The following is a 24,830-nucleotide window of genomic DNA, read 5'->3' on the forward strand; positions in this document are numbered from 1 at the left end:
CGTTGAACTACCGAATCGTTCCAAAGTAGAACTAGGTGTGTATGACGCATTCCAAAAGGATCCATCGACCACAACTTGGGCAATCGTAAGCTCATTGGGTCCAGAATTAAGTACGAGAACCTCGAATCCTTCATCGGTTAAGATGATTCGCTCTATATTCAGAACCTCAATAGGTGCCGCTTGCTGTTCTTTTACTCCTGTACCCCAAGTAGAAATGACTGTAATCATGCCTGCTAACAGGAGTAGCGGCAGTAGACCTAATATCCAAAGAACCGATCTATTTGTCTTCTTATTAAGTTGTCCAGTCAGCACAACATACCCCTCCATTATTATCCGACTTCAAAAAATCCCATCCATCCGAGTTCCGTGAACTCACTCTGATGTGCATGGAACATGTATTTTCCCGGAGCTGGAAATGTGATTTCAATGATGCCTCTTTCCCCTTGACATTGCATGATTGTATCCGTGAATTGCGGCCTCGCGTCTGGGTCAGCCCCAGTTGCATAATAATGAAAAAAATTCGCGTGCAAATGAAACGAGTTAATCGGGTCAAATTCCGTTAAGTTACTTAAATAGATGCGCACCAGCTCTCCTGTTTTCACTTTTATCGGTCTCGACTGGTAAGCAAATGCGTAGCCATTTACGGTATATACCTCGTTTTCCCCATCTAAATCCAGATCAAAACCATTCATCACCATACTTAACTCTTTAGCAGGTTTTCTTGGTTTCTTAGGATCAATGATAAAGTGGCCAAACAGTCCTTTATGAATATGTCTGGCCAGCGGAGGTACATGGCAGTGATAAGGTTGTAACCCGGCCGGTTTGGCTTCGAATTCATAAACGAATTCTTTTCCTGTCGGAATAGGCTCAAGTCCATCCATATTGGTTGGATGAATACCATGTACATGGATGGAATGGGGGTGCGCAGATCCGTTGCCGAACTTTATTCTCACGATATCTCCTTCCGTACAACGCAATGTTGGACCCGGAATCGTTCCGTTGAATGTCCATCCTGGAAACTTAATCCCCTTCGCTATTTCAACCTCGGCATCCCAAGCTTGGATGTCGTATTCTCTAATGGTCCTTCCTTCAGGAGTTTTACTTACAACGCCATAATCAAAAGAAGTTAACGCCTTAACTGCCGCTTCAAGTCCTGGAGTTGAGTCTATACCCGGATCGTAACCATGCGCCATCCCCTGTTTCATCTGGTCTTTGAGCGTATGATGCAATTCGTCCTTCCCCATTGCGCTAGCGGATTTCCCGAATAATGCACTTGTATTTAAAAAACTGCTCCCCAACACACCTACTAAACCAGCTGCTCCGACTTTTAAAATACTCCTCCTTGAAATTTGTCGATTCGGATCAAGCGCCATATGCAATCCACCTCCATGTTAATATCAGGAAATTATTTTGCCTTAATGCAAAATAATTAATAAAAAAATATATTTTCGCCAAAGGACAAAATGTTTACTCGAGGAAACATTTTCTTTGATTAGAATATATGATAACCTAGGCTCTTTGTAAAGAGTTATTTCATACATCCTGTCCATGCAGTATCGGGCTTTTTATATAGTGACTAGTCTTGGTCGGATTGCAAGCATAAAATGGAAAAGGAAGGTTATAGTTAAACTTATCTATATTCGTTTCGTTCCTAATATTGTTCTACGAGACAAAGTTTAATAGAACGAAACGTCAACTTCGACTGAGCCACCTGTTTGCAAAACGAAAAGCAGCATGACTTCAATGTCAGGCTGCTTTTCGTTGTTAATTCCACATGTATGTATACAATATTTTTGATTGTTTGCTTACTTACTAAAAATTAATTTTTCTGTCCTTGTAATAGTATTCCTTGTCATGATCATTAATTTCTCGCAGTACACGGCAGGGATTTCCAACAGCAACTACATTCGCAGGAATATCTTTAGTTACGATGCTCCCTGCGCCAATAACCGTATTATCACCAATAGTAACGCCTGGAACAATAATAACACCTGCACCAATCCAAACATTCCTGCCTATATGAATGGGTAGATTGAATTGTGTTACATTTTCGCGAAGATCGGGCCTAATGGGATGGCCAGCTGTCGCTACTGTTACATTGGGGCCAAACATAGTGTAATCTCCAACATAAATATGGGTGTCATCAACCATCGTCAGATTAAAGTTAGCATAAATACCACTACCGAAATGTATATGCTTGCCGCCCCAATTTGCATGGAATGGAGGCTCAATGTAGCAGTTATCACCGATTTCAGCAAACATTTCCTTTAATAGTTCTTTACGTTTTTCCCCCTCTGACGGGCGAGTTGCATTAAAATCATATAGTCTCTCAAGGCATTTGCCCTGCTCAACCATTAATTCTTCATCGGTGCAGTTATATAATTCACCAGTATGCATTTTTTCGTATATCGTCGTCATTTTAGCCCTCCTATAAATTCAAAATTCATCTTACTCGTTATACTCATCTCATTCAAGCACAATGAAGAATTTAATACTATTCCACATCCACATCATTTTAGTTTCCCAACATTTACACCTTTAATCCATAATAATTATCTTCCCTTTCCCATCCGATCATCCTTAGAACGGCTGATAATACCAAGTTGGCGGACATGGTCCGGGATTTTCGAACGATCCTATGCTGAATTTCCGGAACCCTACATGGCTCCTCTTCTCTTAAAGTCGAACTGATCCTCTATGCAAAATAAGACTACTTCCTTCTGTAGGAATGTAGTCTTGTTTGTTTCCTATATAACTTCATTGGGGGTCTAAAGGTTGGGCAAGTGTCTGCTATCTAGCACATGTGTTGAATAAGTTACAGGTTTGGGGCAATAACTTCTCCGCTAAAATGGAACTCGGTGATGACCGGATTAGTAAAATTCGTAATCGGTTCAGGCGGGGCATCAAAGCCGACGCCAAAGCCTGACGCTGATTCAGCTGCCGCAGTCAAGAAGTAGTTCGCTGTTGGCCCTGCCGCTCCCGTATCGGCGACGTTAAATGTTGATGTAAAAAAACCTTGTATCTGGGTTGTACCCGTGCCCACCAAATTAATTTCCGTTACGGTACCGCCATCTACAATTGAACCGACTAACGTACCTGTGATTGCCGCATCACGATAAATGCTAAAGCGCATCATTTGGCTTGCAACCGCTAATTGGGGAGCAGGTCCGCTTTCAAACATATAACTCCATCCGATGGTCGCATTAAGCGCGATCCGGCTGCTTCCATTAACCCCGCTCACTGTTACGAATTCACTAGACACTTGTACTTCAGGCCCAATCGTAGCAGGCGCTACCGGTAGGACGACCGACGTGATGACCGGTCCGCCTGCTACCATTGGATTTGGAAGTTCGACAAAGTCGTAAGAGGTCAGCAGCCCGCTCCCTGCCGGACCGGGAACACCTTGAGGACCTACCGGTCCAACAGGGCCAGTACGTCCTCTTGGTCCTCGGCGGACAATGACTTTGACTTTACGTGTGCAGCATTTTTTGGTTAGCACCCTTTTCTTATGGCACGGAGCACAATGCACGATTTACACCTCCGAATTGATTAGACAGCGTTAGGTCCGATAACCTTTCCGCTAAAATGAATTTCACTGACATTGATATTCATAAATTCGTTGATTGCCGTTGGACCACCGTCTTCCAGATCAAAACTAAACCCACTAGACGGACCAGCAGCTGCTGTTAGATAATAGTTTACCGTGCTGCCCGTCAACCCCGAATCTGTGCATGTGAATGAGGCTGTGAATGTCCCCGTGACGAGCGTTGTCGCATCGCCTTCATCGTTGATTTGAGTGACGCTGCCTGCATTTAAGACTTGGCATATGCGCTGTCCCGTCAATGGCGCATCGCGAAATAAACTAAACTGTATCCTTTGTGTTCCAATGGCCACTTCCGGTGCTTGGATTGTAATGAAGGAAAAACTCCATACAACGGTTGCCGTCAAAGCAATTCTGCTGTTTGGTTCTATACCACGAAGCTCCACAAATTGATTGCTAACTTGTACCTCAGGCCCTGTTGTCGCTGGCGCGATTGGCGGTGAAAGCACGACAATGGCAGGGCCACCCGCTGTCATCGGATTGGGGATTTGAACAAAATCATAGTAAGTAAGAAGTCCGGGTCCCGGAACTCCCGGTGGCCCTTGTGGTCCCATTGCTCCTGCAAATCCGCGTCTCCCTCGTGATGGGGCTACTACTTTTATTTGCAAATCGTCACGGCAAGACTTGAAATTCATAATTTGTAATCTTTCATCGCGACTAATAGTCTCGAGAACAATCACTACACCTCCCGATAAAGATGCCTTATCATATGTTATTGCAACTAAGATGTGATAGACAGATAACTAGATTTATAGACGAAGAGCCCCCAATTCCTAGTCGCGGAAGAAGCGGCTCGGTTTTTGAGGGCACATTATAATGAAACCATTACGTATTCTCGATTATCAGAACAAGCGAAGCAGATGCTACTTCGGACCAGTGACTGGAAAGCATTGACGGCATCTGCTTCTTCGAGGTAAAAGCTTTTCTCAATTAAAGCGTTGCTGACAACGCTATCTTCATCGCTTCATCTCCGGCGATTGGCCCGGTTATGCCAAAATGGACATCTTCCATCGTCCAGAACAATTCAGTCATGCTCGGCTGTTCGAATACGAATCCGTCCACTTCGCCCACTTTCGTCTTCGTAAATAGCTCGACCGGATAGGCGGATGCCATGCGGCTAGCCGAGAACGTCACCGTATGTTCGCCCGATGTATACGTAAAGATGATATCTCTAGCTGGTTGATCCGGCAATCCTACCGCTGCCATCTCCGTTAACGTATACCCGTTCGGTACAAAGGACGGCAGCAGCAGGCCTTCTCCGAAAGATGCCTTTGCTTCTTCGATCGAACCAAGCTTCGTTGTCGTTAATTGGCTCAACTCTGAACCGGCGATGCCTCCATTCGTCTGTGGAGGAGACACATTCTCCGTGTTACTATCCACAGGCGCCGGAGCGCTCGGTGTACCTAACATCGGGATGGCCACAACGATTGAGACCGCTGCTGCCAATCCCACCGCCGCTACCTTCCATGATTTCGCAAGTTTCCATTTACGCCCTGCCTTCTCAGCGGCCGCTTCTTGACGAATCTTCCGCTTCAGTTGCTCACTCATCTCCATACTCGAAAATAACATTTCATCAGACTCCTCTCTTAACTTTTGACGCAGTTCATAATCCCTTTCCGTCATGAATGTTTCCCTCCTTACCGATCTCTCGGGCGAGCATTTCTCGCGCCCGATGCAGTCTGTTGCGGACTGTTCCTTCCGGCGTGCTAATGGCTTCTGATATCTCCCGCGTGTTGAGGTCCGCATAGTAATACAAGTACAACGCTTCCTGATACGGTAACGGTAGTTGAAGCACATGCTGCAGCACTTCGCTCTTCTTCAGCCGTTCAAGCGCCTCATCTTCCACGCTGATCGTTCGGCCGAGCGTGAGCTTACCTGGCTCGGTCGGCTGCTCCGTGAACATACGAACGCTCATTTTGTCGCGGCATACGTTGACTGTGATCGTTGTCAGCCACGTCTTGACGGCGCTGTCGCCGCGGAAGGCGTTCCACTTTCGGTACGCGCGCAGGAAAACCTCCTGGCTAATATCCTCGGCAAGATGAGCATCCCCCGTATAAAAAAACGCGGTCCGTATGACAATCGTGCCGAATTGGTTCATGAGTTGCTCCAATGCTTGCGCGGGGTCTTTCGCAAAATCATCCTTATGTCGACTGCCGGTCGGCATTACGTGATCACCACCTTCACCTTATTAGACGGCCCAAGTGCGAAATCCGCTGCACATATAGTCACGGTACGTTAAAAGTTTAATTTGAATTAGTTTGAATTTGCTTTATTCCGCATGCTCATAAAGGGTTGCGCTCTCGATGTAATTAATCATTCTTCTTAAGTCTTTGACTTGCTCCTTACTGATCTCTCCGTTCTCGTACATGCGGCGAATCTCCGATCGTTCCACATCCATCACAATGATCCGCAGCTCCTCTTTCTGTGCTTCTACGGCAGCATTAAATGGTTCAGGACCTTTAAGCTTATCGATTACACGTTTATAGTCGAAAATGACGGTATTATATACGACGTCGCCAACCTCATGCTCCCTCGCTTTTTCTTCCAGTTGCGCCAAAGCTGCATATGAAGCTTTAAGAAGGATTTCTTTCCCCGCTTGACGTTGGGCTATTCGCTCCTTGCCCTTGCCGGCTTTGCGGCGTCTGGCGCTCGAACGTTTCCAGTCCCGTAATTCATTGCGTACGAGTATCCCGAATCGAGATCTATCATTTCGAGACAGAGACTCTTCGCGCAGTTCGAAGGCCTTCACGAAAAATTGGAATAACTCTTCATCCATCTCTCCTAATTCCATGGCCTCCTCCATGTATTTTTTCTCAGCTTTTAATGCCATTAATCGAACTTTTACTATTTTTTGTACAAACTCATTGTTTTCTTTCTCCTTCGAGCTCAATTCAACTTTTGTTTGTTTGAACGACTCTCTAAGCTCGTCCATCAATAGAAATGCAGCAGCTTCATTTTCTTCGTTCATTTCCGTACGAACCTTTTTCATTGCTACAAGCAGCAGCTTACTTTTAGCTATATTTATGTCCAAATGATTAGGCGACTCCCCTTCAGGCGATTCTCCCTTGCTAAGTAGAGGCAAAAACACAGTAGCCGCAATTAAAGTGAATAATATAACGCCTGCAGCCAAGAAGAGTATGAGTGAACGCTCCGGGAACGCATCGCCTCTCTCGATCAGCAACGGAATGGATAACACCCCGGCCATGGTCACAGCTCCACGAACGCCAGTCAAGGTGACCAATAGCGTCATTTTAATCGTAGGCTTAGCCATTTCTTTATCTCTTTTAAAACGATACTCATAATGGGAGAACAAGTAAGACCAGATGAATCGTATTGTCAATATCGCTATCCCGATCGCCAAGACATAACCGACTGCAAGAGTATTATGTATGTTGGGATTCTCGACTGTTGACCGTATAGACGGAGGAATGATCAAGCCGAGCAATAGGAATACCGTTCCGTTCAGGATAAAGGATAACGTGGTCCATATATTTTCCGTTAACACCTGTTCCTCCGCTTGCAAAGGCTCCGCTTTCTCTCTAAGCAATGAGTAAACAATTCCACCTACAACGACTGCAATGACCCCGGAAGCATGGAACCACTCTTCGGCAATGATGTAGATAAGGAATGGCGTCAATAATTGAAGCAGCGAATGCAGCGTAACGTCACTGATCCCTTTTTTGCGCAAGCTATACCGGATCCAAGTCATTAGCAGGCTGAGTACGAGCCCGAGGAAAGCACCCGCGATAAACATATACGTAAAGTCAAATAGGGCTTCTTTCAGTGAAAAATACCCCGTGACAACCGCGGCTACCGCATAATTAAAAGCTACAAGCCCGGAGGCATCGTTGATCAGCGATTCTCCTCTTACGAGATTCAATACGTTTTCCGGAAGATGAATACGCTTAGCGATGCCGTTAACCGCGACCGGGTCTGTCGGTGACAGAATGGCGGCTAAAGCGAAGGCCGCTGCAATCGGAATGTCAGGGATGATCCAATGTATAAAGTAGCCGCCGCCGATCGTTGTAAGCAGAACGAGAATGATCGCATTACCGAAAATCGGAGCACGCATTTTCCACAGTTCATCTCTTGGGAAGTATCTGCCGTCGTTGTACAACAGCGGAGCAACAAAAAGCAGCAAGAACCACTCGGTTTCGATCTCTAGATGGAGTTCCTTAAAAAGGAGAGCAATGCCGACCCCAATAGCAATCTGTGTTAAAGCGGTAGGTATTAAAGGCACATAGTGGCTTATAATGTTCGAAATGATTAAACATACAAGCAGCATTATGATGGTCATCAATAATTCCATTAGGAGTTCCCTCTTCCATATCCAGATAATGTCATTCTTTCGGCGATAACCCTTATTATACTGGCTTTAGACTTTGTTATACGGGTATTGTTCATTTGGCTGGCGGTGCCGAACTATTCATGTCTTCTATATTTAAACGGAATATAAACAAACAAACCTAGCAGCTTTCCTCCATGTTCTTCGCAGCAGCCCAGTTTAGTATGCACACCAGCCGTTCTTTTTCCTAAAGTAGGTAAAAAAAGAAGGCCGACCGTAAAAGGTCAACCTTCTTCATGAGTTACTTGCCGCCTATTTGAGTAATCAATAGGTTATAGAGCAGCTGCGCGGCTTGCGCTCTCGTTGCATTCGCCAACGGAGCGAAGCTGCCATTGCCTACGCCGCTAACGAGTCCGGCTTTGCCCAAAGCCGCTATCGCTTCCTCGGCAAATGCAGCGAATTGCGATTGATCGGTGAATGAAATATTCTGCGTGCGATCCGGCAGCGAAATGGCGAGCACTTCGATCGCCCGGTAGATCATTGCGGCCATCTCTTGCCTCGTTATATCCTTGCCGACACCGAAACTTCCGTCCGCATAGCCGCTTACGATTCCCAAGCTCGCAGCTGTCGCAACCGAATCGGCATACCATTTCGAATCGTCTACATCCGAGAATGGACTTGGACCTGCTGCAGCTGCAAGATCGAACGCCTGAACGAGCATCGTAATAAACTGCTCTCTCGTTACGGTATCCGACGGTGCGAAACGGTCGCCGCCCACGCCGTGCACGATGCCGCGAACGGCAAGGTATTCAACCGCTTCTCGCGCCCATACCGACTTTGTCATATCGTCGAACCATATACTTGCCTCCACCACCGCAATAAGTCCAAGTTTGTCGGTATAGAGAGTAAGGATCTCGGACACTGGATCATAGCTCGATCGTTTGATAGGCGTCCGATCACCCAAAGAGTTAATGAAATAGCCGATAATATGATCTGCATTGACTCCGCTTGGCAGCTTATACGGGATGTTAATCCGCAGCGGTTGCTGCCCTGCCAAGCTCGTAATTGGCTTCCCGCCTGCCGTTAACGAAATTCGATAGATGGAATCGCCAGCCAAGCCCGCCGTGCTTCCCGCGTTTCCTATGGCGTCTGCGCCAACATGTTCAATAATGAGCTCGATCAATTGCCCGTTCGCCTGCTCCAGCAAGCTGTCCAGCGCAATCTGTACGCTCGCAATTCCCGTTACAACCTGCATTGCGGATATTCCGCTTGCAATGGCGCTATTTAAGCTAGCCGGATTAAAGGCTATCGTCAGCGGATTATACCGGCTGCTTGTATTGATTTTCACGATAATCGTATGTTCATTTCCCTCAGATGCCTCGTTAACAACTTGCGACAGATCCGCATCGTTAAGCTGCACGCGGCCTCCGTTTCCTTGTGTCTGTACATCGGTATCGGGAACGATCAGTTCGTTGTTACGAATAATCGTACCGCCACCGCTTCCACCGTTACCCGCCTGCGGCTTTGGCTTGTCGATATTATCGCTTGCCGACAAGTACCCCCAAGTGTAAGCGGTCGGACCCATCGTCTGCTGAACCGTCCATTCCAGCATAGCCGGGTAGAGGAATATATCCAGGAACGATTCGGCTGTCGGCCAGTTGGACAATCCTTTATTACCCGACTCCGCAAAAGTATCGTAATCAAACAATTCCGGATAAGCGAAGTTCGGGCTGCCGATAGGCCAGCCGAATAAAGTATCCAGCTTGAAGGAGCCATAGACCGTAATGCCTGGCGGATTCGCTTGACCCGTCTGTCTGCTCTCCAGATGGAGCGTGTTCTCCGGATGCTCGTAGCCAAGCCCCGTCGTCATCGTCATATTGTCCTGATTCGCTCCAAGACTGAACTGCGTTGACTTCACGATCGCATCGCGATATTTGTTGTCGCCTGTAATATAGTGGGCACGGATGACCGCATCGACATGAGGCGTCGAGAACGGCGAGAGGAAGCCGAGCAACGGTACGCCTTCGTCCCACATCGATGCTCCCCATGTATTGCGATCCATGTATGCCATCGCATGTTCGGCAGATCCATATGATTTGCGCGGGTCTGCGTCGTACCCGATAATGATTTTTTTGTAATCTTTGACGAGCTGGGCGTCCGTCATCGCTTGCGGCAACGTTATATAAGCGAAGATGGCAGTCTGATAGTCATAGAGCCAAGTTGCCCGGTTAACTTTATCGAACAGCTTGCCGGCATTCTCGCTCTTGCCGCTCCTATTCATCGTCTGCTTGAATGCAGTATGATAACGCGCATCCTTGGTCAATCGGTATAGCTCGACTTCCGCAAACGCTTTCTCGCTCACAATCTTCGCCGTATTGTAGTCGTCCCACTCTGCGCTTTGGGAATCCAAGTTCCGCTCGGTATAGGCGTATGCCTGCAAAGCGCTGTTTCTATACAAAGCAGCCAGCTTATCCTTGCCTAGACCTTCAAGCAAATAGGCAGCTCTCGCCGCTGTGCCGGCATAAACATACGACGACCACACATCCGGTCCGTATACCATCAGCATGAGCGAATCTTGCCAGCTTGCTTCTCCCCACGCTGGGTGGTCGGTCGCTTCGATGCCGCCGCGAATGCCGCCCAGCCAGTCCGCATTCTCCGGCTTCCAGTCGCTCTCGTTCACTTGCAGTCTGCGGTAGAAGTCCAGATTCCATAAAGATTCCGCCAGCAAGTCGGGAATGCCGGCAATGTCGGTATCCGTCAGACCTGCATTTTGCATATCTTCTTCTGTATACTGCTTGTAGACAAGCGCGGAATCGGGCAGTTGCATATCAAGCCCGTCATAAGCTCCCGGATTCATGAGCATTAGTTCCATTTGCTGCCTTGTCGTGAACAAATGCTGAATGCGCTTATCCCAATCTCCCGCGTCATAATAGCCGCCCCAGATTGCATCGTCGCGCAGCAAATGTTCCGTACGGGTGGAAATAAGCAGATCGAAGTTGCCGTTCGCATGGCCGGATGCATTAAGTCCGTTACCGGTCTCCACCAAGCCTACCGTGGATTGGTACACTTGAACGCCTTCGTCTGGATGATACGATCTTGGGCGCTTATAGCCGTTCAGATCGATTTCGATCCCGCTCCGGTTGTAATAAAGGCCGTTAACGGATACGCGGAACGCATCCTCCCACACCGTATTCCTTATTTCGAATGGATAGCTTGTGCCAATGCCGTCGATGTGCAGCAAATACGAGCCTTCCCGCTTGAGCTTGGAGAAGTCCAGTTCATACACATTCGTTTTCGACGTATTCTCGTACGGCAAGGAATTCGGACTCATCTCCTCGACTTCGTTGAATGCGCGGATAAGCTTAATGTTCCCGGTGAACACCGATTCTTTGGTCACGGCGTCGATAACGTTAAACGTCTTCTCGTCGTAAGCATGCTCATTTCCCGAGCCAAGCCAGATCGACAGGAAACCGCGCTTCAATCCGTCGCTAGGCTTGAATCCGATGTGGCTGGCATGAATCGCTTCGCTACGATTCGATCGAGAAGAATGCGTGAACGAAATGACGTTGCCGTTGGCCTGGTTTCCGGACAAATACAAGCCGTTGCCAAGCTCGATGTCGTACGTTTGGTTTTCTGATAAATTCTCGCTAAGCTCCAAGAACACCCAATGATCGGTCGTATATCCGTTGTCCGTAACTGCCTTATTGTTTACTTTCTCCTTCCTATACACATGTGCGACTTCCACCTCTTCGCCGCCAGACGTCACGCGGAACGTATCCGGTCGATCAAGCGCGAATCGATTAACGGCTTTGCCTTCCACCCGTTCGGGAATCCACGCCTTCGGATTTACGATTCGTATGGTTCCTACATTCGTCAATACCTCATCGACGAGCCGGTTAAGCTCGAAGCTGTCCGAGCCCGCATAGACGATCTTATCTCCTGCTTGCGCGATATACCGTTTCTCCGGCTGCGAGCCAATCGTTGCATAGATCTCGTTGTTGTCGACGGCCAGCTTGCCTACGAATTGTCCGTCCGCCTTCTTGATCTCGCGATTGTCCCTTGCGATTACCTCGACGTAATCGCCGATGCCGAAGTCATAATCCTGCTGTCCCGTAATGACGACCGTTCCTTCCTGGATGTTGAGGGCTATCATATTCGTATCGACGGCGCCGATTTCCTTCAGGAGCGGGTCCGCTTGCGGAGTCAGTCTTGAATCATTTCGACCGACGATCGTAAGCGCAAGCGGATACGGAGCTTTGTTTTCCCATGTGCCGGCTTTGTCTCTCGCATACGCCCAAATGTCCACGACCCTCGTCTCTGGCAGAGCTTCGGTCTGAATGCTGAAAGCCGCCGACATATCCCACGGTCTTGTGCTTCGCGACAGCTTGACGCCTTGCTCCGTAACGGTATCCAGCGCTACAAATTCGTAATCGTCCGGATTCGCACCGGCAGGCATTACTTTGAACTTGAAGTCCAGCGGCGTTTCCGGCGCCGTGCCTCCCTTGTCCGTACCCGAGACGTCAATGGACCAGCCAACCGTGCCTCCGCCCGGTACGGCATTATCGCCTAATAAGTAAGGGACGGGGTTAAAGGTATAGAAGTAATTGATCGCATACGCCGGGTTCGCCGGCAACGGCACGTCGCCGCCGCCGTCTTCTCCGCCTGGCAGTCCTTCGGCAGGCTCGACCACAATATCGTCGAACAAGGTGGCGCCTACGGCGAAGTTAATGCGGCCGACGGCAATCGTATCGATTCGGCTGACATTGTTCAGGAACGGCAAGCCGGAGCCAAGCTCCTCGCCGTCGAGTTTCACCCCGAATGTCTTCGCCGCCATATTCGCTATAATTTCGATCTTGCGCCATTTGCCGGCCAAGTTGTCTGGATCCCATTTCAATGATACTGCCGCCCCGAAGGTAGCCTCCTCTTCATCGCCGACATTGTATTTAAAGCCGTAATGATTCGCCAGCGACAAGGCGGTTTTGTTCGCTGCACCGTCTCTTAACCGCAACGTCATGCCCCCGCTGCCGTCTCTCGCAGCCGTGTCCTCGAAATACGAGAAGCGGACATGCAAGTTATCCGTCGTTGGCTCGAAGGTACGGCTGATCGTATTCAGCACCGGCGAATAGTCGCTATGGTCTACCTTGAGCGATTGATTCGCCGCACCGTCAATCGGGCTCGATTGCACGAGACCCGTCAAATGCTGGCCTGAGACCGTCCAATCCAGAGGGATCTCTCCAGCCGCATCTTCCTCGAAATCATCCTGCAAAATAGCCCCTGCCGATTCGTTTCCTTCCTCCTCTTCTTCCTCTGATGGAGGAGTCTGCTGACCATCTCCGGGCGTATAGACAATCGCATCGAACGCAAACGGATTCGTGCTGCTCGAAGCGACGATCCGAAGCGTGTGCGTACCCGGTTCAAGCCCGTTCTTCTCGAACAGCACCGAACGGTAACGGTATGCCCAGCCTGTATCGGTGCCGGAGCTGATCGTTGTTCCCTCCGTTTCGTCGTCTACGTACACGACGGCTTCTCCCAGCCAGTTCGCTTCTACGCCCAACAGCTTCACCGACGTTCCTTCGAACGTGAACGACGCTACCGCTCCCGCATTCGTACTCTCATGGAAGCTGCCGCCTACAGCGGCAGCGGTATGTTCGCTCGCCGTAAATTTCCAGTTGTCGTCATAAACGATTCCCGCATAGGGAGAGCTGGCTGATTCGACCGCAATCTGATCGTCAACCGTGATCTCTGTCTCCGCAGAGTTGTATTGCAGCGCGTCAATATTGATATTGGCATCGCCTATAGGCTCGATCTTCAACGTATGATTGCCCGGTTCAAGGCCCATCTTGCTATACACAACCGCTTGGACTTTATCCTCGTCGCTGTGCATGCTGACTGTTTCTTGCAGCACATCGTCGATATATACTCTCGCCGAACCGTTGCCCAAGTAGCTTTGCGGGCTTGTTCTGCCTATCCAGCTGACTGAGGTTCCATTGAACGCAAACGAGGCGTTGCCGGAATCTCCCCAATGCGCCGATCCCCCGTATGCCCCGTAAGCCACCGTGCCCATGCCGATCTCGCTGCCCCATGCCGTTGCCCCGGAGGTATAAATTATCCGCTTGTCCGTATCGTCGACCTGCACGAGGACGGTATTCGGTTCAAGGGCTTGCTCTTCCTCCGCACGGACGCCGTAAGCAGGAATAAGAGCGGATATCATGGCAAATATGCCCGCATATACGCCAAATGTCTTTAATTTTGTTTTCATCGCGACCTCCATTTTCTCTGTTCGAACCTAAGTGTAATCGCTCTCAAAACGACAGCCAAACTTTTCTCTCGCCTCGCTCAACTCCTTCCCGAACTTTGGTAATAGCTTACTACGGTCGCGTTTACCGATGATATACAACACTTTTCATCTGCATAACACATTTTCAATGTATGTTAACGGCAGGCAATTTTCATCGACACTTCATTAGAGACAATAAGCAGAGACCGCCACTCCGTGATGACCGAGAGACCGCCTCTGCCCGCAGCTAGTATTTAATTCGTTTCATACAATCTGGAGGCTGGTACAATTTCCTTCGCTTGCGATGCGCTTGACCACGAAAGCTTCGCCGTTGCTCCTCCCGTTTTCTCGTAGTATTCGACCCATATGCTGTACTTCTGGCCAGCCTGCAGCGAAATCGTGCCGGACCATTCCGTCGGACCTTGATCGATCCACTTATCGACTAGCAGCACGCCGTTCACATACAGAAAGACGCCATCATCGGTATTCGTATAGAAGGTATAGGTTTCCGTATATTTGGATTCGACGTACCCTGCCCATCTGACCTGGAAGTAGTCGGCATTCATAGAAGGGGATGGAGCGCCGGTACCCCAATCGAAATCGACGTTCTCCGTCCGGTTCATGACCCATTGCTCGTAGTTCAATCCGTTCCAGTAATGGGCAAGCAGACCTGTGCCCGTACCCGAGCCTTGGCCGGGACCGCCTCCGCTGCCGCTTGGTTCGCCGTATACGAAGCTGTTGCCCTTATAACCGACGTACACTCTTCCGAAAACGTCCTTGTCTCCGTCGATGGCCGTTACCTGATCGTATAATCCCCGAGCGTAGACAGCGATTTTCTCCCAATTGGCCGCGTTGTCCGTTGACCGCCAAATGCCGTATTGGCCATTCACTTTCCCGGCTAGATAAATCGCGGGATAGCCCCCGGCTGATGCCGCTTTGCCGAATCCGATAGCGCTAGCATCCTTCACGTCCGTTACTTCCTGCCACGTAGAGCCGCCATCCGTCGATCGGTACAACGAGTAGCTCTCTCCGTCGAGCTGTCCGAACGTCAGGAACAGATGCCCCGCCTTGCCGGGAACCGCCTTCAACTGCGCGTTAAACCAGCCAACCGCCCAGCCCTTCGGCAAAGTCGTATTGACCAGCGTCCAGTTCTGCCCGCCATTGGTGCTCCGATAAAGCCCTAAGTTGTTATGGTACAAATAGAACGTATTATTGTTCACGGTGTCGGCCGCAAGCACATGCCTGTTCAAATAATAGGCGAAGTGCGAACCTCCGTTGTAATTGCCGTTCTCGTCCTGATAACCCTCTGTCCCCGGCAAAATAATAGTGTTCCAGCTCTGTCCTCTATTAGTCGTGTAATAAGGAGCTTTGTTGCTCGACGGCAAGTAAACGATATTGTTCGTGTCGTTCGCAGCGACGGCTATGTCGCCAAAACGCATATCGCTTGGAATCGACGGAAAAGCCGTCCAAGTCTGGCCGCCATCCTGCGAATAACCGCTGGCGAACGCCTGCCCGTCGCCTTCGCAGCAGAAACGGTGGTCGGAAATCGAAGCGACGACAAAGGACGGCTGCTGATAGGCGTAATCCAGATCCCAGCCCGAATTAAATCGCGCGGACGGCTCGTGTTCAGCCGGATAAGCATCGATATTGCCATGATAGAAGATCGGCCTATCCCATGTCGCCGTGACCGGCTTTCCTCCTGGCGGCGAAATTACATCGTTAGCTACCATCTCTTCGATGCCGGCGCTGAGCGACGTCCATGTTATGTCGCTGTCGTTAATGTCTGTCGTCGTCCATACGCCGATGCCTTGCGCGAACCAAAGCTTATTCGCTGCAACCGGATCAAACACCACGTTGCCTACAGACATCCAATTCTCGTCCGTCCAAGCGAGCCACGGCACATCCGATGCCGTTCTGCTCTTGGTCAGCGTTGTCCATTGCGCGCCGCCGTTCGTCGTACGATAAGGTGCTCCGCCGCCGGTGAAGGCAAGAATGAGATTGGGATTGGAAGGCGATACGGCGATATTGAATACTTCGGCCTGCGGCGATATATTCGACCACGAGCCTCCGGCGTATTTCCACACGCCGCCCGTGACGACATACAGCGCGCCGCCGCGAACCTCCATATCGACGAAGTAGCCGGAATCGCCAAGACCCGATCCCGTAACCTTGTACCAGCTCGTACCGCCATCGTCCGTACGAAAGATGCCTTTGTTATAGACGGCCGCGTACGCGTTCTTCGTCCTTGTTACGCCGTCCGTCGAGACCGTGCCGCCGCTCGGATCAAAAACGACGCTTGTGACGCCCTGCGACGATTCGCCGCTGCTCGTGACCGAGGATGCGACGGACCAATTCGAGCCTCCGTTCCTAGTCATATACAAGCCGCTGCCCATCGTGCCGTAATAAACGACATTGGCGTTGGCCGGATCGACGGCAAGCCGCTCTCCGGTCGTGCGGCCATCGCCGTTTGCGTTGCCCGATATGCCGGATACATTCGTTTTAGTCCAGCCAGCGCCTTTATTGCTGCTCTTGTAAACGCTGTCATGATAAGCCATATAGACTAGATTCTCGTTGCCGGGCGCAGAGACGATGCTGATGACGCCGGCCATCTGACCCGGTTGCTCATCCGGCATGCTGTCTGCCGTCACGACTTGCTGCCATTCCGTCTTGCCGTCGTTAAGCCGATAAGCGCCGCCGACATCGGTTCTCGCATATACGACGTTGCCATTCGGATGCACGTCAATACCCGTAACAAAGCCTCCGGCTCCCGTTTTAAGCGGCTTCCAATCGTACGTTGACGTAATATCCGTAGTTAAAGCCGACACCTGCTGCTGCGGAAATGCGAATAAAAAACTTTGAAGCACTAACAAAGCCGCTGACGCTTGCAATAAACGTTTACGAATCATCATTTTTTGCCTCCGTTTCGATTTGCTAATGGATGCCTGCACATGATGTTCGACGATATGCTTTTCTTATCGAGCTGCTCTCTCCTCTCGTTGAATTTCAATCAACCCTTTTTCTCGTCTGCCTTAACCCGGTTGCTCAGTACCTACAGTAGCACAAGCATTGTCCGCTCTATATACAACACTTTTCATTTGCATAACACATATCTGATTTGTCAGGTGCTGGCGCGCTCGCGGTATTCCTGCGGCGTCATTCCGAAATGCTTTTTGAACAATTTAATGAAGTAATGAGTGGTCAGATACCCGAGCCGGGCGGCGATTTCATAAATTTTGTCGTCGTTTTCCTTGAGCAGGCGCGATGCCAACTCCATCCGGTAGTTGACGATGTACTCGCTTATGCCGATTCCTGTCTCCAGCTTATAAATCTTTGATATATAAGCGGGATGCAAGCCGAGATGATCGGTCAGCAATTGCAGCGAAATATCTTGATCGAGGTTCGACTGAATATAACGGTGAATTTTGTCCACTAGCTTAAGGCGCGAATTTCTGGCTTCGTCCTTGCTGCTTGCTTTCAACTGTCGAACAACCTCGTAAGCCCATTTGCGCAAAGCTCCAAGCTGGAGCGCTAGCGAATCATCGGCCGTCCTTCCCGAATTTACGCCTACCAGCTCGCTGAGCTGCTCCCCATTCTTATGCGCGTAATAATAGAACGAACTGTGCAGCACGCAATACACCTCATGCCCATACTCCTGCGACCACGTCCATTTTGCCTCCAGCTCGGCGAATATATCGTCCAGCCGCTCCGATACGGCGGTCCACTGCCCCGTCTCCAACAAGTGATTGAGGAGCGGCGGCCGGTACAGCGCCTCGAGCGGTCCTCTCACATTAGTAGAAATAATCTTTTCGTTTTTCCCATCGAATCCCAATCGATGAAAATCAGCTGCAACCTGAAGCGAAAACAGCCCCGACTGGATGATTGGCACTCTTCCTCTTTCGTTATTCACTGATATTACTTCCTCCCTTGATTTAATGACTTTCTAGAAGCAGAAAGAGACGCAAACTCGTTTGCGCCTCTTTCCGATTTAACAGCAGTTCCTACATCACTTTATTTCCGTTTGTCTACTTCAGCTTGGACCTCTTGCACAATCGTGTCGCCGCCTTGTTCCTTCCATTGCTTGACGAAGTCGTCAAAGGAGTCGATCGGCTGCGCCCCCAGAATAATCTTCAGATAGGCTTGCTTCTGCAGCGTCTGCAGGTCTGTCCAAGATTTGATCATCGTTGCCGTTTGCCCGCCGTACACGTTAGGGACGACAACGCTGTTGCTCTCGTTATCCGTCACGACTCTCATCGCGACATTGTATGCAAGATAACCGATGCGATTCGAAATCGCCGCGTTCAAATCATCCTTCGAAGGGTTGTTCTTCAAAATATTTTCCAATGGATTATTCATCTCGGCTTCGATTTGCTCCAGTCCGGACACTTCGGTCGTTCCCAGAATGCTCTTGTCCGCTTTGCCGGCAAGAATGTCATTGTATTTCTTCTGCTGCTTGTAAATCAGCGCCGGATCGATCACGCCTAGGTCAACATATTGCGCATGGCTTGCGACAGATACGGTACCGGCCGTTTGATACTTCTCGTAGACCGGTGCCAACTCTTCGATTGTCTTATCGCCGAACTCCGTCGACAAGTTAATTAATTGAATAAGCAGTTCCGGATGCTCGAAGCCTTTCTTCACAACCAGGTAACCGCCGGGGCTCGGGTTGGAGCCGATATTCAGCTTGCCTTCGTCGCTAAGCAGCGGATACGCTTTCCAATCCGCGTTCGGATTGTTGTAGATCGTGTTGCCAAGCGGATAATACGGCGCATACCATGCTTCGAAAACGATGCCTGCGCGGCCGGAGCTCGCATCCTCGGTCGTTTTGCCGCCGTCCTTGAGTCCATACTCCTTGTCAAGCGAACCTTCCTTATACATATCGCGCAAAATAGCAAGCGCTTCCTTCGCTTCCGGCTGGATTCCGCCGTATTTCACCGTGCCGTCCTCATTCTGCATCCAGGTTGCCGGGAACGCATTTTGCGACCAGTAAATCGAATCGAGCGTGTGAAGGTCGAATGACGGGCTGAACATACTGTTGCTTTGCGCTACTAGACCTAGCGTATCCTTCTTCCCGTTGCCGTCCGGATCATCGTTCGTGAACGCCAGCGACATCGCGCGAATATCGTCGATCGTCTTCGGTTCCGGCAGGTTTAGCTTTTTGCGCCAATCTTCGCGAACCCATACGAGCATCGGCTGCTCCTTCTCCATGCCGTATGGAATCGCCATCATTTTACCGCCGAAGTAAACGGTATCGAACGCATAAGGATTTTCCGCATAACGGTCCTTCACTTTCTGCGAAGCGTATTTTTCGAAATAAGGCGTCAAATCCTCAATCATATCGCCCTCTACCAGCGTATTCAACATGCTGACGATGCTTTGACCCTCCAGCGAGAACAGATCGGGGATGCGGTTGCTCGCAATATCGAGCGACAGCTTCTTCGCATATTGATCGCCGTCCGACGGCGCCGTCCACGACAGCTTTCCTTTTACGTTAAGCGTCTTCTCTACATAATCTTGAAAGCTGTTTTTCTCATACGATTCACCTTCGGGAAACTTAGGGTCTTGGCTAATGCTGCGTACCGCCGTATACTCCACCGTCTCCTTATAAGCCGCCATCGGATCAAGCGCTTGCTCGGCACCTGCGGTTGCGGTTGGTTTCGAGCCATTGTTGGTGACGCTTTCATTATTGCCATTAGTAGAACATGCGGCTACCGAAAACAACAGACAACTGGCTAGAACGACTGGAATCACTTTTTTGCTGCTCTTCATCTTTCTTTTCCCCCTTGGAATCATGATCTTCTGACAATTCCATTGTATCAAGGCGCAGCGGAACCAATGTCAGACGAACGGACGCCGCTTGGTAGACAATAGGTTGAACTTGCATTTACTTTGTAAGCATTTTCATTCATTATTCGCCCTTCATTCGCTCATATTTCCATCCGCTTCGCTTCTTTTTCCCACTACTATTATCTACTAACTATAATCGTACTTTTCACAAAGGAAAAGAGAGGATGCGCGCATCCTCTCTTCATCATAACCGATTAAACTCATAGCAAGCCGCGTACAAAAGCCAAACTCTCTCGTATATCCTCCGCAGGATCATGATCGTACGGCTCATGCTCAATCGTTAGATAACCCTGATAGCCTATTTCCTCCAACTTACGCAGCACGCCTTCAATGGGAACGATGCCTTGCCCTAAAGCGCAGGAATCATGTCCTCCGACATACAGCACATCCTTCAAATGAACATGTACGATGGAATCCTTCAGCTCCTGTAAGGCCCTGATCGGATCATACCCCTGCGTAGCGAACCATCCCGTATCCAGGGTAGCGCCGATTCGGGGCCGGCAGCTGTTGAATTGGTTAATGACCTCTTGGGCATTCTTTTCCGAGTGATTCTCTATGCCGTATTGAATGTCGTATTGCCCGCATAATTCATAGATCGCCGCGGCATTCGATGGATGGAAGCTATTCGCCAGCACAGGTGCGCCTAGCGCCTTCGCCGTTTCAAATGCACGCTTCATATCTTCAATAGGCATATACGGAATATGGAACGATGCCGTATAGGACACGACTTCCATCTTGTAGCTTCTTAATAATCGGTTCGCTGCATCAAGCATCTCAGCCGTTGCCGTAAAAGGATCTAAATGTGCAACCCATAACTCTATAGCGTCAAAATCCAACTCTTTAATTCGTTCCAGCAATCGTTCGAATTCGGAAGCAAACCCGGCGTTACCGAATTTCCGGGAAGTCGCAGCTTGATAAACGCCCCATTCAAGTCCCGGCTTATAGTCTAACGCCTCCGCGACATAATTGGCGGTCATGAATGCCACTTTCATTGATCCATCTCCTTTTCAGCGATTATGACTTCGATTATTCTTTGACAGACCCCATCATAATACCATGTATGAAGTAACGTTGCAGGAACGGATAAATTGCAACGATCGGCACCAGCGAGAGGACAATCTTGGCCGCATTTAGCGTTTTGTTCGATACGAGGCTCGCCTCGATGAACTCCTGGCTCGTCATGCGCGTCGGGTCGATCTTAATGAAGATCGATTGCAAATACGTTTGCAGCGGCATCATCTCCGGATCGCGTATGAACAGAAGACCGTGCAAATACTCATTCCATGTTGCAACAATGACGAACAAGGATACCGTTGCCAGAACGGGCAGCGACAACGGCAGGAAAATGCGGAACAGCAGCTGCCACGGGTTGGCCCCATCCATATGCGCCGACTCCTCGACCTCCTTCGGAATGCTCCGGAAGAAGTTGATGACAAGAATCGTATTGAACACGTTGACGACCGACGGCAGCACAAGAGCCGACATTTTGTCGAACAACCCCATGTTGTTGACGACCATATAGAACGGTACGAGTCCGCCGCTGAACAGCATGCAGAAGATGAGCAGCCACATGAACGGGTTGCGAAGCACGAACTGCTTCGTATCGCGCGAAAGCGGGAAAGCCAGCAGCACCGTTACGAGAAAGCTTAATCCCGTCGTATACACGACGCGTTGCACGGATACCCATGCCGACTTGAAGAACTGACCGTCGTCGAATATCGTTTTGTACGACTGCAGCGTAATTTCGGAAGGAAGCAACGATACAAGTCCTGCCTCCGCCTTCGCCTGCGCGCTGAGCGAGACGGACAACGTATGCAGAAGCGGTGAAACCGACAGCACCATAATAACGATCATCATAAACCAAACCGTATAATCAAACGCCGTATTTTTCTTTCGAATTGAGGCGGTCATGAATTGTCCCTCCCTCTAGAAGATGCGATAGCCTGCGAACTTAGAAGCCAGCTTGTAGGCTGTAACGATTAACAATAAACTGATCACTGATTTGAACAAACCGACCGCCGTACCCATCTCGTAATTGACTTGCTCGAAGCCGACGCGATAGACGTACGTATCGATAATGTCGCCCGTCGGTTCTACGACCGGGTTGTATAGATTGAAGATTTGGTCGAATCCGGCGTTAAGCACGCTCTGCAAGCTCAGCGTAGCAAGCAGGATGACGGTCGTCTGTATGCCCGGCAGACTAATGTATCTGATCTTCTGCATCCGGGTTGCGCCGTCGATATCGGCAGCTTCGTAAAGCGATGGATTGATGTTTGTAAGCGCAGCTAAATAAACGATAGCCGAGAAGCCGAACTCCTTCCATACATCCGTGCCCACGACGATTGGACGGAACCAGAAGTTGCTGCCGAGAAACAGGATCGGATCCTGCACGCCAAGCTTCATCAGAAGCACGTTCACGAGTCCGTTGGAAGCCAAAATATCTTTAATGATGCCGGCTACGATAACCCAAGAGAGGAAATGCGGCAAATAGACGATCGTTTGCACAAATCGTTTGAAAAACATGTTTTTGACTTCGTTCAGGAACAAGGCGAATACGACGGGAACAATGAGTCCCGCTATAATTTTGGAAACAGAAATAATGAGCGTATTGCGGATCGCCTGCCAGCTTGCGGCATTATGGAACATGTAAGAAAAGTTCTCGAAGCCTACGTAAGGAGAATGCCACATTCCTTTCCCAGGGTTGAAGTTCTGAAACGCCATGACAACGCCGAACATCGGCACGATGCTGAACATCGCCAGCAGCGCGATTCCGGGAATCAACATGGCCAAGTAATGATAATTGCCGCTGTGGAATTTCCCTCTCATGAAGACACCTCGTTTCTTGTACATTGTTATATTTTTAGTAAAGGGCGCCAACCATGTTCGCGCCCTTCCCCGTACGTTCTATGATTTGCGTTTATCCATCTCAGCCTGGATTTCCTGCGTAACCGCGTCGCCGCCTTGCGCTTGCCATTGCTTCACGAATTCATCGAAGGAATCAAGCGGCTGTGAGCCTAAAATGATTTTCAAGTACGTTTGCTTCTGAAGCGTCTGCAGATCCGTCCACGATTTAATCATCGTTGCGGTCTGTCCGCCGAACACGTTAGGCGTAACGACGATATTGCTTTCATTCTCGGTAACGACCTTCATTGCATTATTGTAAGCGAGGTAGCCGATGCGATTGCCGATTGCCGCGTTCAAATCGTCTTGCGATGGAATTCTCTTCAGCACATTCTCCAGCGGGTTGCTAAGCTCTGCTTGTATCTGTTCCAAGCTAGCCACTTCATTAGCCAGCAATATGCTCTTATCGGCTTTGCCTGCCAATATATCGTTGTATTTCTTTTGTTGGTTATAAATAATGGCCGGATCGATAACGGCAAGGTCGACATATTGCGGATGCTGCGCGACGGAAACCGTGCCTGCGGTTTGGTATTTGTCATACGCCGGCTGCAGCTCGGCAATCGTCTTGTCGGACATTTCCGTCGAAAGGTTAATGAGCTTAATTAGCAGTTCGGGATGCTCGAAGCCTTTCTTAACGACCATATAGCCGCCCGGACTCGGATTCGATCCCACGTTCAGTTTTCCGTCGCCGCTTAGCAGCGGATAAGCTTTCCAGTCGGCGTTCGGATTGTTGTAAAGCGTGTTGCCGAGCGGATAGTAAGGCGCGTACCAAGCCTCGAATACGATGCCCGCTCGACCGGAGCTTGCGTCCTCCGTCGTTTTGCCGCCATCCTTAAGACCGTACTCCTTGTCCAGCGACCCTTCCTTATACATGTCGCGCAGGATGCCAAGCGTCGTCTTCACTTCCGGCTGGATGCCGCCGTATTTCACTTGGCCGTCTTCGCCTTGCATCCATGTCGCCGGAAACGCGTTCTGCGACCAATAGATCGAATCGAGCGTGTGCAGATCGAATGCAGGGCTGAACATGCTGTTGCTTTGGGCAACGAGACCTAACGTATCCTTCTTGCCGTTGCCGTCCGGATCGTTGTTCGTGAACGCCAGCGACATCGCGCGAATATCGTCGATCGTCTTCGGCTCAGGCAAGTTCAGTTTCTTGCGCCAGTCTTCCCGCACCCATACGAGCATCGGCTGTTCTTTCTCCATGCCGAACGGAATGGCCATCATTTTGCCGCCATAGTTCACGGTATCGAAAGCATACGGATTAGCCGCGTAACGATCCTTCACTTTCTGTGAAGCGTATTTTTCGAAGTAAGGAGTCAGATCCTCGATCATATCGCCTTCTACGAGCGTATTAAGCATACTTACAATGCTTTGTCCCTCAAGAGCGAACATATCGGCAATTCGATTGCTTGCAATATCGAGCGACAGCTTCTTCGCGTATTGATCGCCGTCCGACGGCGAAGTCCATAACAGCTTGCCTTTAACGTTAAGCGTCTGCTCTACGTAATCCTGGAAGCTGTTCTTCTCGTACGTTTCATCGGCCGGAAGCTTCGGCGTTTGGTTAATGCTGCGAACGGCTGTATATTCAACCGTCTCCTTGTAAGGCGCCATAGGATCGGCGTTCGTATCCACGACCGCGCTTCCGTTATTGTCCGACCCTCCCGACTCGTTGTTCGCTCTCGGACTGTTCGAGCAAGCCGCAAAACTGATGGCCATGCTGCAGGCTAGAACGACTGACCATAATTTTCGCTGTTTCAACATGCTTAAGCCCCTTTCTAGGTTGTGTTTGCTATCCTTCTCCTAGTATAACGATGCAAACGGATTGTCCCGTCAGAGTATCGGGCGTACCGCGGTAGACAAAAGATTGCAGTTATACGGGGCATAAAATGCTTATCGCTCAATATTCCTACTTCGTTCACTCA

At 49.7% G+C, this 24,830-nt stretch carries 15 protein-coding genes and 1 pseudogene; all 16 read right to left on the minus strand.

The window, feature by feature from the left end; genetic code table 11:
- Positions 1 to 312, minus strand: a pseudogene (locus tag V8F51_RS14940) (ZIP family metal transporter); the annotation flags it as partial.
- Positions 313 to 329: 17 nt separating this feature from the next.
- A complete protein-coding gene (locus tag V8F51_RS14945; protein WP_442956438.1) occupies positions 330 to 1,193 on the minus strand; it encodes a multicopper oxidase domain-containing protein in 864 nt (287 codons plus the stop codon).
- 619 nt (positions 1,194 to 1,812) lie between these two features.
- Positions 1,813 to 2,418 (minus strand): sugar O-acetyltransferase, encoded by a 606-nt coding sequence (locus V8F51_RS14950; RefSeq protein ID WP_337101085.1) that lies wholly within the window; start codon positions 2,416 to 2,418, stop codon positions 1,813 to 1,815.
- A gap of 397 nt (positions 2,419 to 2,815) precedes the next feature.
- A complete protein-coding gene (locus V8F51_RS14955) occupies positions 2,816 to 3,499 on the minus strand; it encodes a hypothetical protein (protein ID WP_337101086.1) in 684 nt (227 codons plus the stop codon).
- Positions 3,500 to 3,549: 50 nt separating this feature from the next.
- Positions 3,550 to 4,281: a hypothetical protein gene (locus tag V8F51_RS14960; protein ID WP_337101087.1), complete on the minus strand. Its 732-nt coding sequence runs from the start codon at positions 4,279 to 4,281 to the stop codon at positions 3,550 to 3,552.
- A gap of 250 nt (positions 4,282 to 4,531) precedes the next feature.
- Positions 4,532 to 5,224, minus strand: coding sequence for a hypothetical protein (locus tag V8F51_RS14965; protein WP_337101088.1), 693 nt, complete (start codon positions 5,222 to 5,224; stop codon positions 4,532 to 4,534).
- Positions 5,205 to 5,765 (minus strand): RNA polymerase sigma factor, encoded by a 561-nt coding sequence (locus V8F51_RS14970; protein ID WP_337101089.1) that lies wholly within the window; start codon positions 5,763 to 5,765, stop codon positions 5,205 to 5,207. Before V8F51_RS14970 ends, V8F51_RS14965 begins: the two co-directional genes overlap by 20 nt.
- Positions 5,766 to 5,870: 105 nt before the next feature.
- The gene (locus V8F51_RS14975) at positions 5,871 to 7,910 is read right to left on the minus strand and encodes a Na+/H+ antiporter (protein WP_337101090.1); all 2,040 of its coding nucleotides are present in this window, start codon (positions 7,908 to 7,910) and stop codon (positions 5,871 to 5,873) included.
- Positions 7,911 to 8,187: 277 nt separating this feature from the next.
- Entirely contained in the window at positions 8,188 to 14,145 is a 5,958-nt protein-coding gene (locus tag V8F51_RS14980) for an S-layer homology domain-containing protein (protein WP_337101091.1), read from the minus strand.
- A gap of 272 nt (positions 14,146 to 14,417) precedes the next feature.
- On the minus strand, positions 14,418 to 17,069 hold the full coding sequence (locus tag V8F51_RS14985; protein WP_337101092.1) for a PA14 domain-containing protein: 2,652 nt from the start codon (positions 17,067 to 17,069) through the stop codon (positions 14,418 to 14,420).
- Positions 17,070 to 17,281: 212 nt separating this feature from the next.
- The gene (locus V8F51_RS14990) at positions 17,282 to 18,070 is read right to left on the minus strand and encodes a helix-turn-helix transcriptional regulator (protein ID WP_337101093.1); all 789 of its coding nucleotides are present in this window, start codon (positions 18,068 to 18,070) and stop codon (positions 17,282 to 17,284) included.
- 101 nt (positions 18,071 to 18,171) lie between these two features.
- Positions 18,172 to 19,929 carry an ABC transporter substrate-binding protein gene (locus tag V8F51_RS14995; RefSeq protein ID WP_337101094.1) on the minus strand — a complete coding sequence of 586 codons (1,758 nt, stop codon included), beginning with the start codon at positions 19,927 to 19,929 and terminating at the stop codon, positions 18,172 to 18,174.
- Between the two features lie 278 nt (positions 19,930 to 20,207).
- Positions 20,208 to 20,999: a sugar phosphate isomerase/epimerase family protein gene (locus V8F51_RS15000; RefSeq protein WP_337101095.1), complete on the minus strand. Its 792-nt coding sequence runs from the start codon at positions 20,997 to 20,999 to the stop codon at positions 20,208 to 20,210.
- Between the two features lie 34 nt (positions 21,000 to 21,033).
- Entirely contained in the window at positions 21,034 to 21,918 is an 885-nt protein-coding gene (locus V8F51_RS15005) for a carbohydrate ABC transporter permease (protein WP_337101096.1), read from the minus strand.
- Positions 21,919 to 21,933: 15 nt separating this feature from the next.
- Entirely contained in the window at positions 21,934 to 22,833 is a 900-nt protein-coding gene (locus V8F51_RS15010) for an ABC transporter permease (RefSeq protein ID WP_337101097.1), read from the minus strand.
- A gap of 78 nt (positions 22,834 to 22,911) precedes the next feature.
- Positions 22,912 to 24,666 carry an ABC transporter substrate-binding protein gene (locus V8F51_RS15015; RefSeq protein ID WP_442956434.1) on the minus strand — a complete coding sequence of 585 codons (1,755 nt, stop codon included), beginning with the start codon at positions 24,664 to 24,666 and terminating at the stop codon, positions 22,912 to 22,914.
- Positions 24,667 to 24,830 lie beyond the last annotated feature (164 nt).

Source organism: Paenibacillus sp. YIM B09110 (assembly GCF_037167145.1).
Classification (GTDB): Bacteria; Bacillota; Bacilli; order Paenibacillales; family Paenibacillaceae; genus Pristimantibacillus.

What these genes read in the sequence shown, in the direction of transcription:
- V8F51_RS14945 (WP_442956438.1), bottom strand. Translation starts at nt 1,193, where the DNA reads ATGGCGCATGGTTACGATCCGGGTATAGACTCAACTCCAGGACTTGAA.
- V8F51_RS14950 (WP_337101085.1), bottom strand. Translation starts at nt 2,418, where the DNA reads ATGACGACGATATACGAAAAAATGCATACTGGTGAATTATATAACTGC.
- V8F51_RS14965 (WP_337101088.1), bottom strand. Translation starts at nt 5,224, where the DNA reads ATGACGGAAAGGGATTATGAACTGCGTCAAAAGTTAAGAGAGGAGTCT.
- V8F51_RS14970 (WP_337101089.1), bottom strand. Translation starts at nt 5,765, where the DNA reads ATGCCGACCGGCAGTCGACATAAGGATGATTTTGCGAAAGACCCCGCG.
- V8F51_RS14975 (WP_337101090.1), bottom strand. Translation starts at nt 7,910, where the DNA reads ATGGAATTATTGATGACCATCATAATGCTGCTTGTATGTTTAATCATT.
- V8F51_RS14980 (WP_337101091.1), bottom strand. Translation starts at nt 14,145, where the DNA reads ATGAAAACAAAATTAAAGACATTTGGCGTATATGCGGGCATATTTGCC.
- V8F51_RS14985 (WP_337101092.1), bottom strand. Translation starts at nt 17,069, where the DNA reads ATGATTCGTAAACGTTTATTGCAAGCGTCAGCGGCTTTGTTAGTGCTT.
- V8F51_RS14995 (WP_337101094.1), bottom strand. Translation starts at nt 19,929, where the DNA reads ATGAAGAGCAGCAAAAAAGTGATTCCAGTCGTTCTAGCCAGTTGTCTG.
- V8F51_RS15000 (WP_337101095.1), bottom strand. Translation starts at nt 20,999, where the DNA reads ATGAAAGTGGCATTCATGACCGCCAATTATGTCGCGGAGGCGTTAGAC.
- V8F51_RS15005 (WP_337101096.1), bottom strand. Translation starts at nt 21,918, where the DNA reads ATGACCGCCTCAATTCGAAAGAAAAATACGGCGTTTGATTATACGGTT.
- V8F51_RS15010 (WP_337101097.1), bottom strand. Translation starts at nt 22,833, where the DNA reads ATGAGAGGGAAATTCCACAGCGGCAATTATCATTACTTGGCCATGTTG.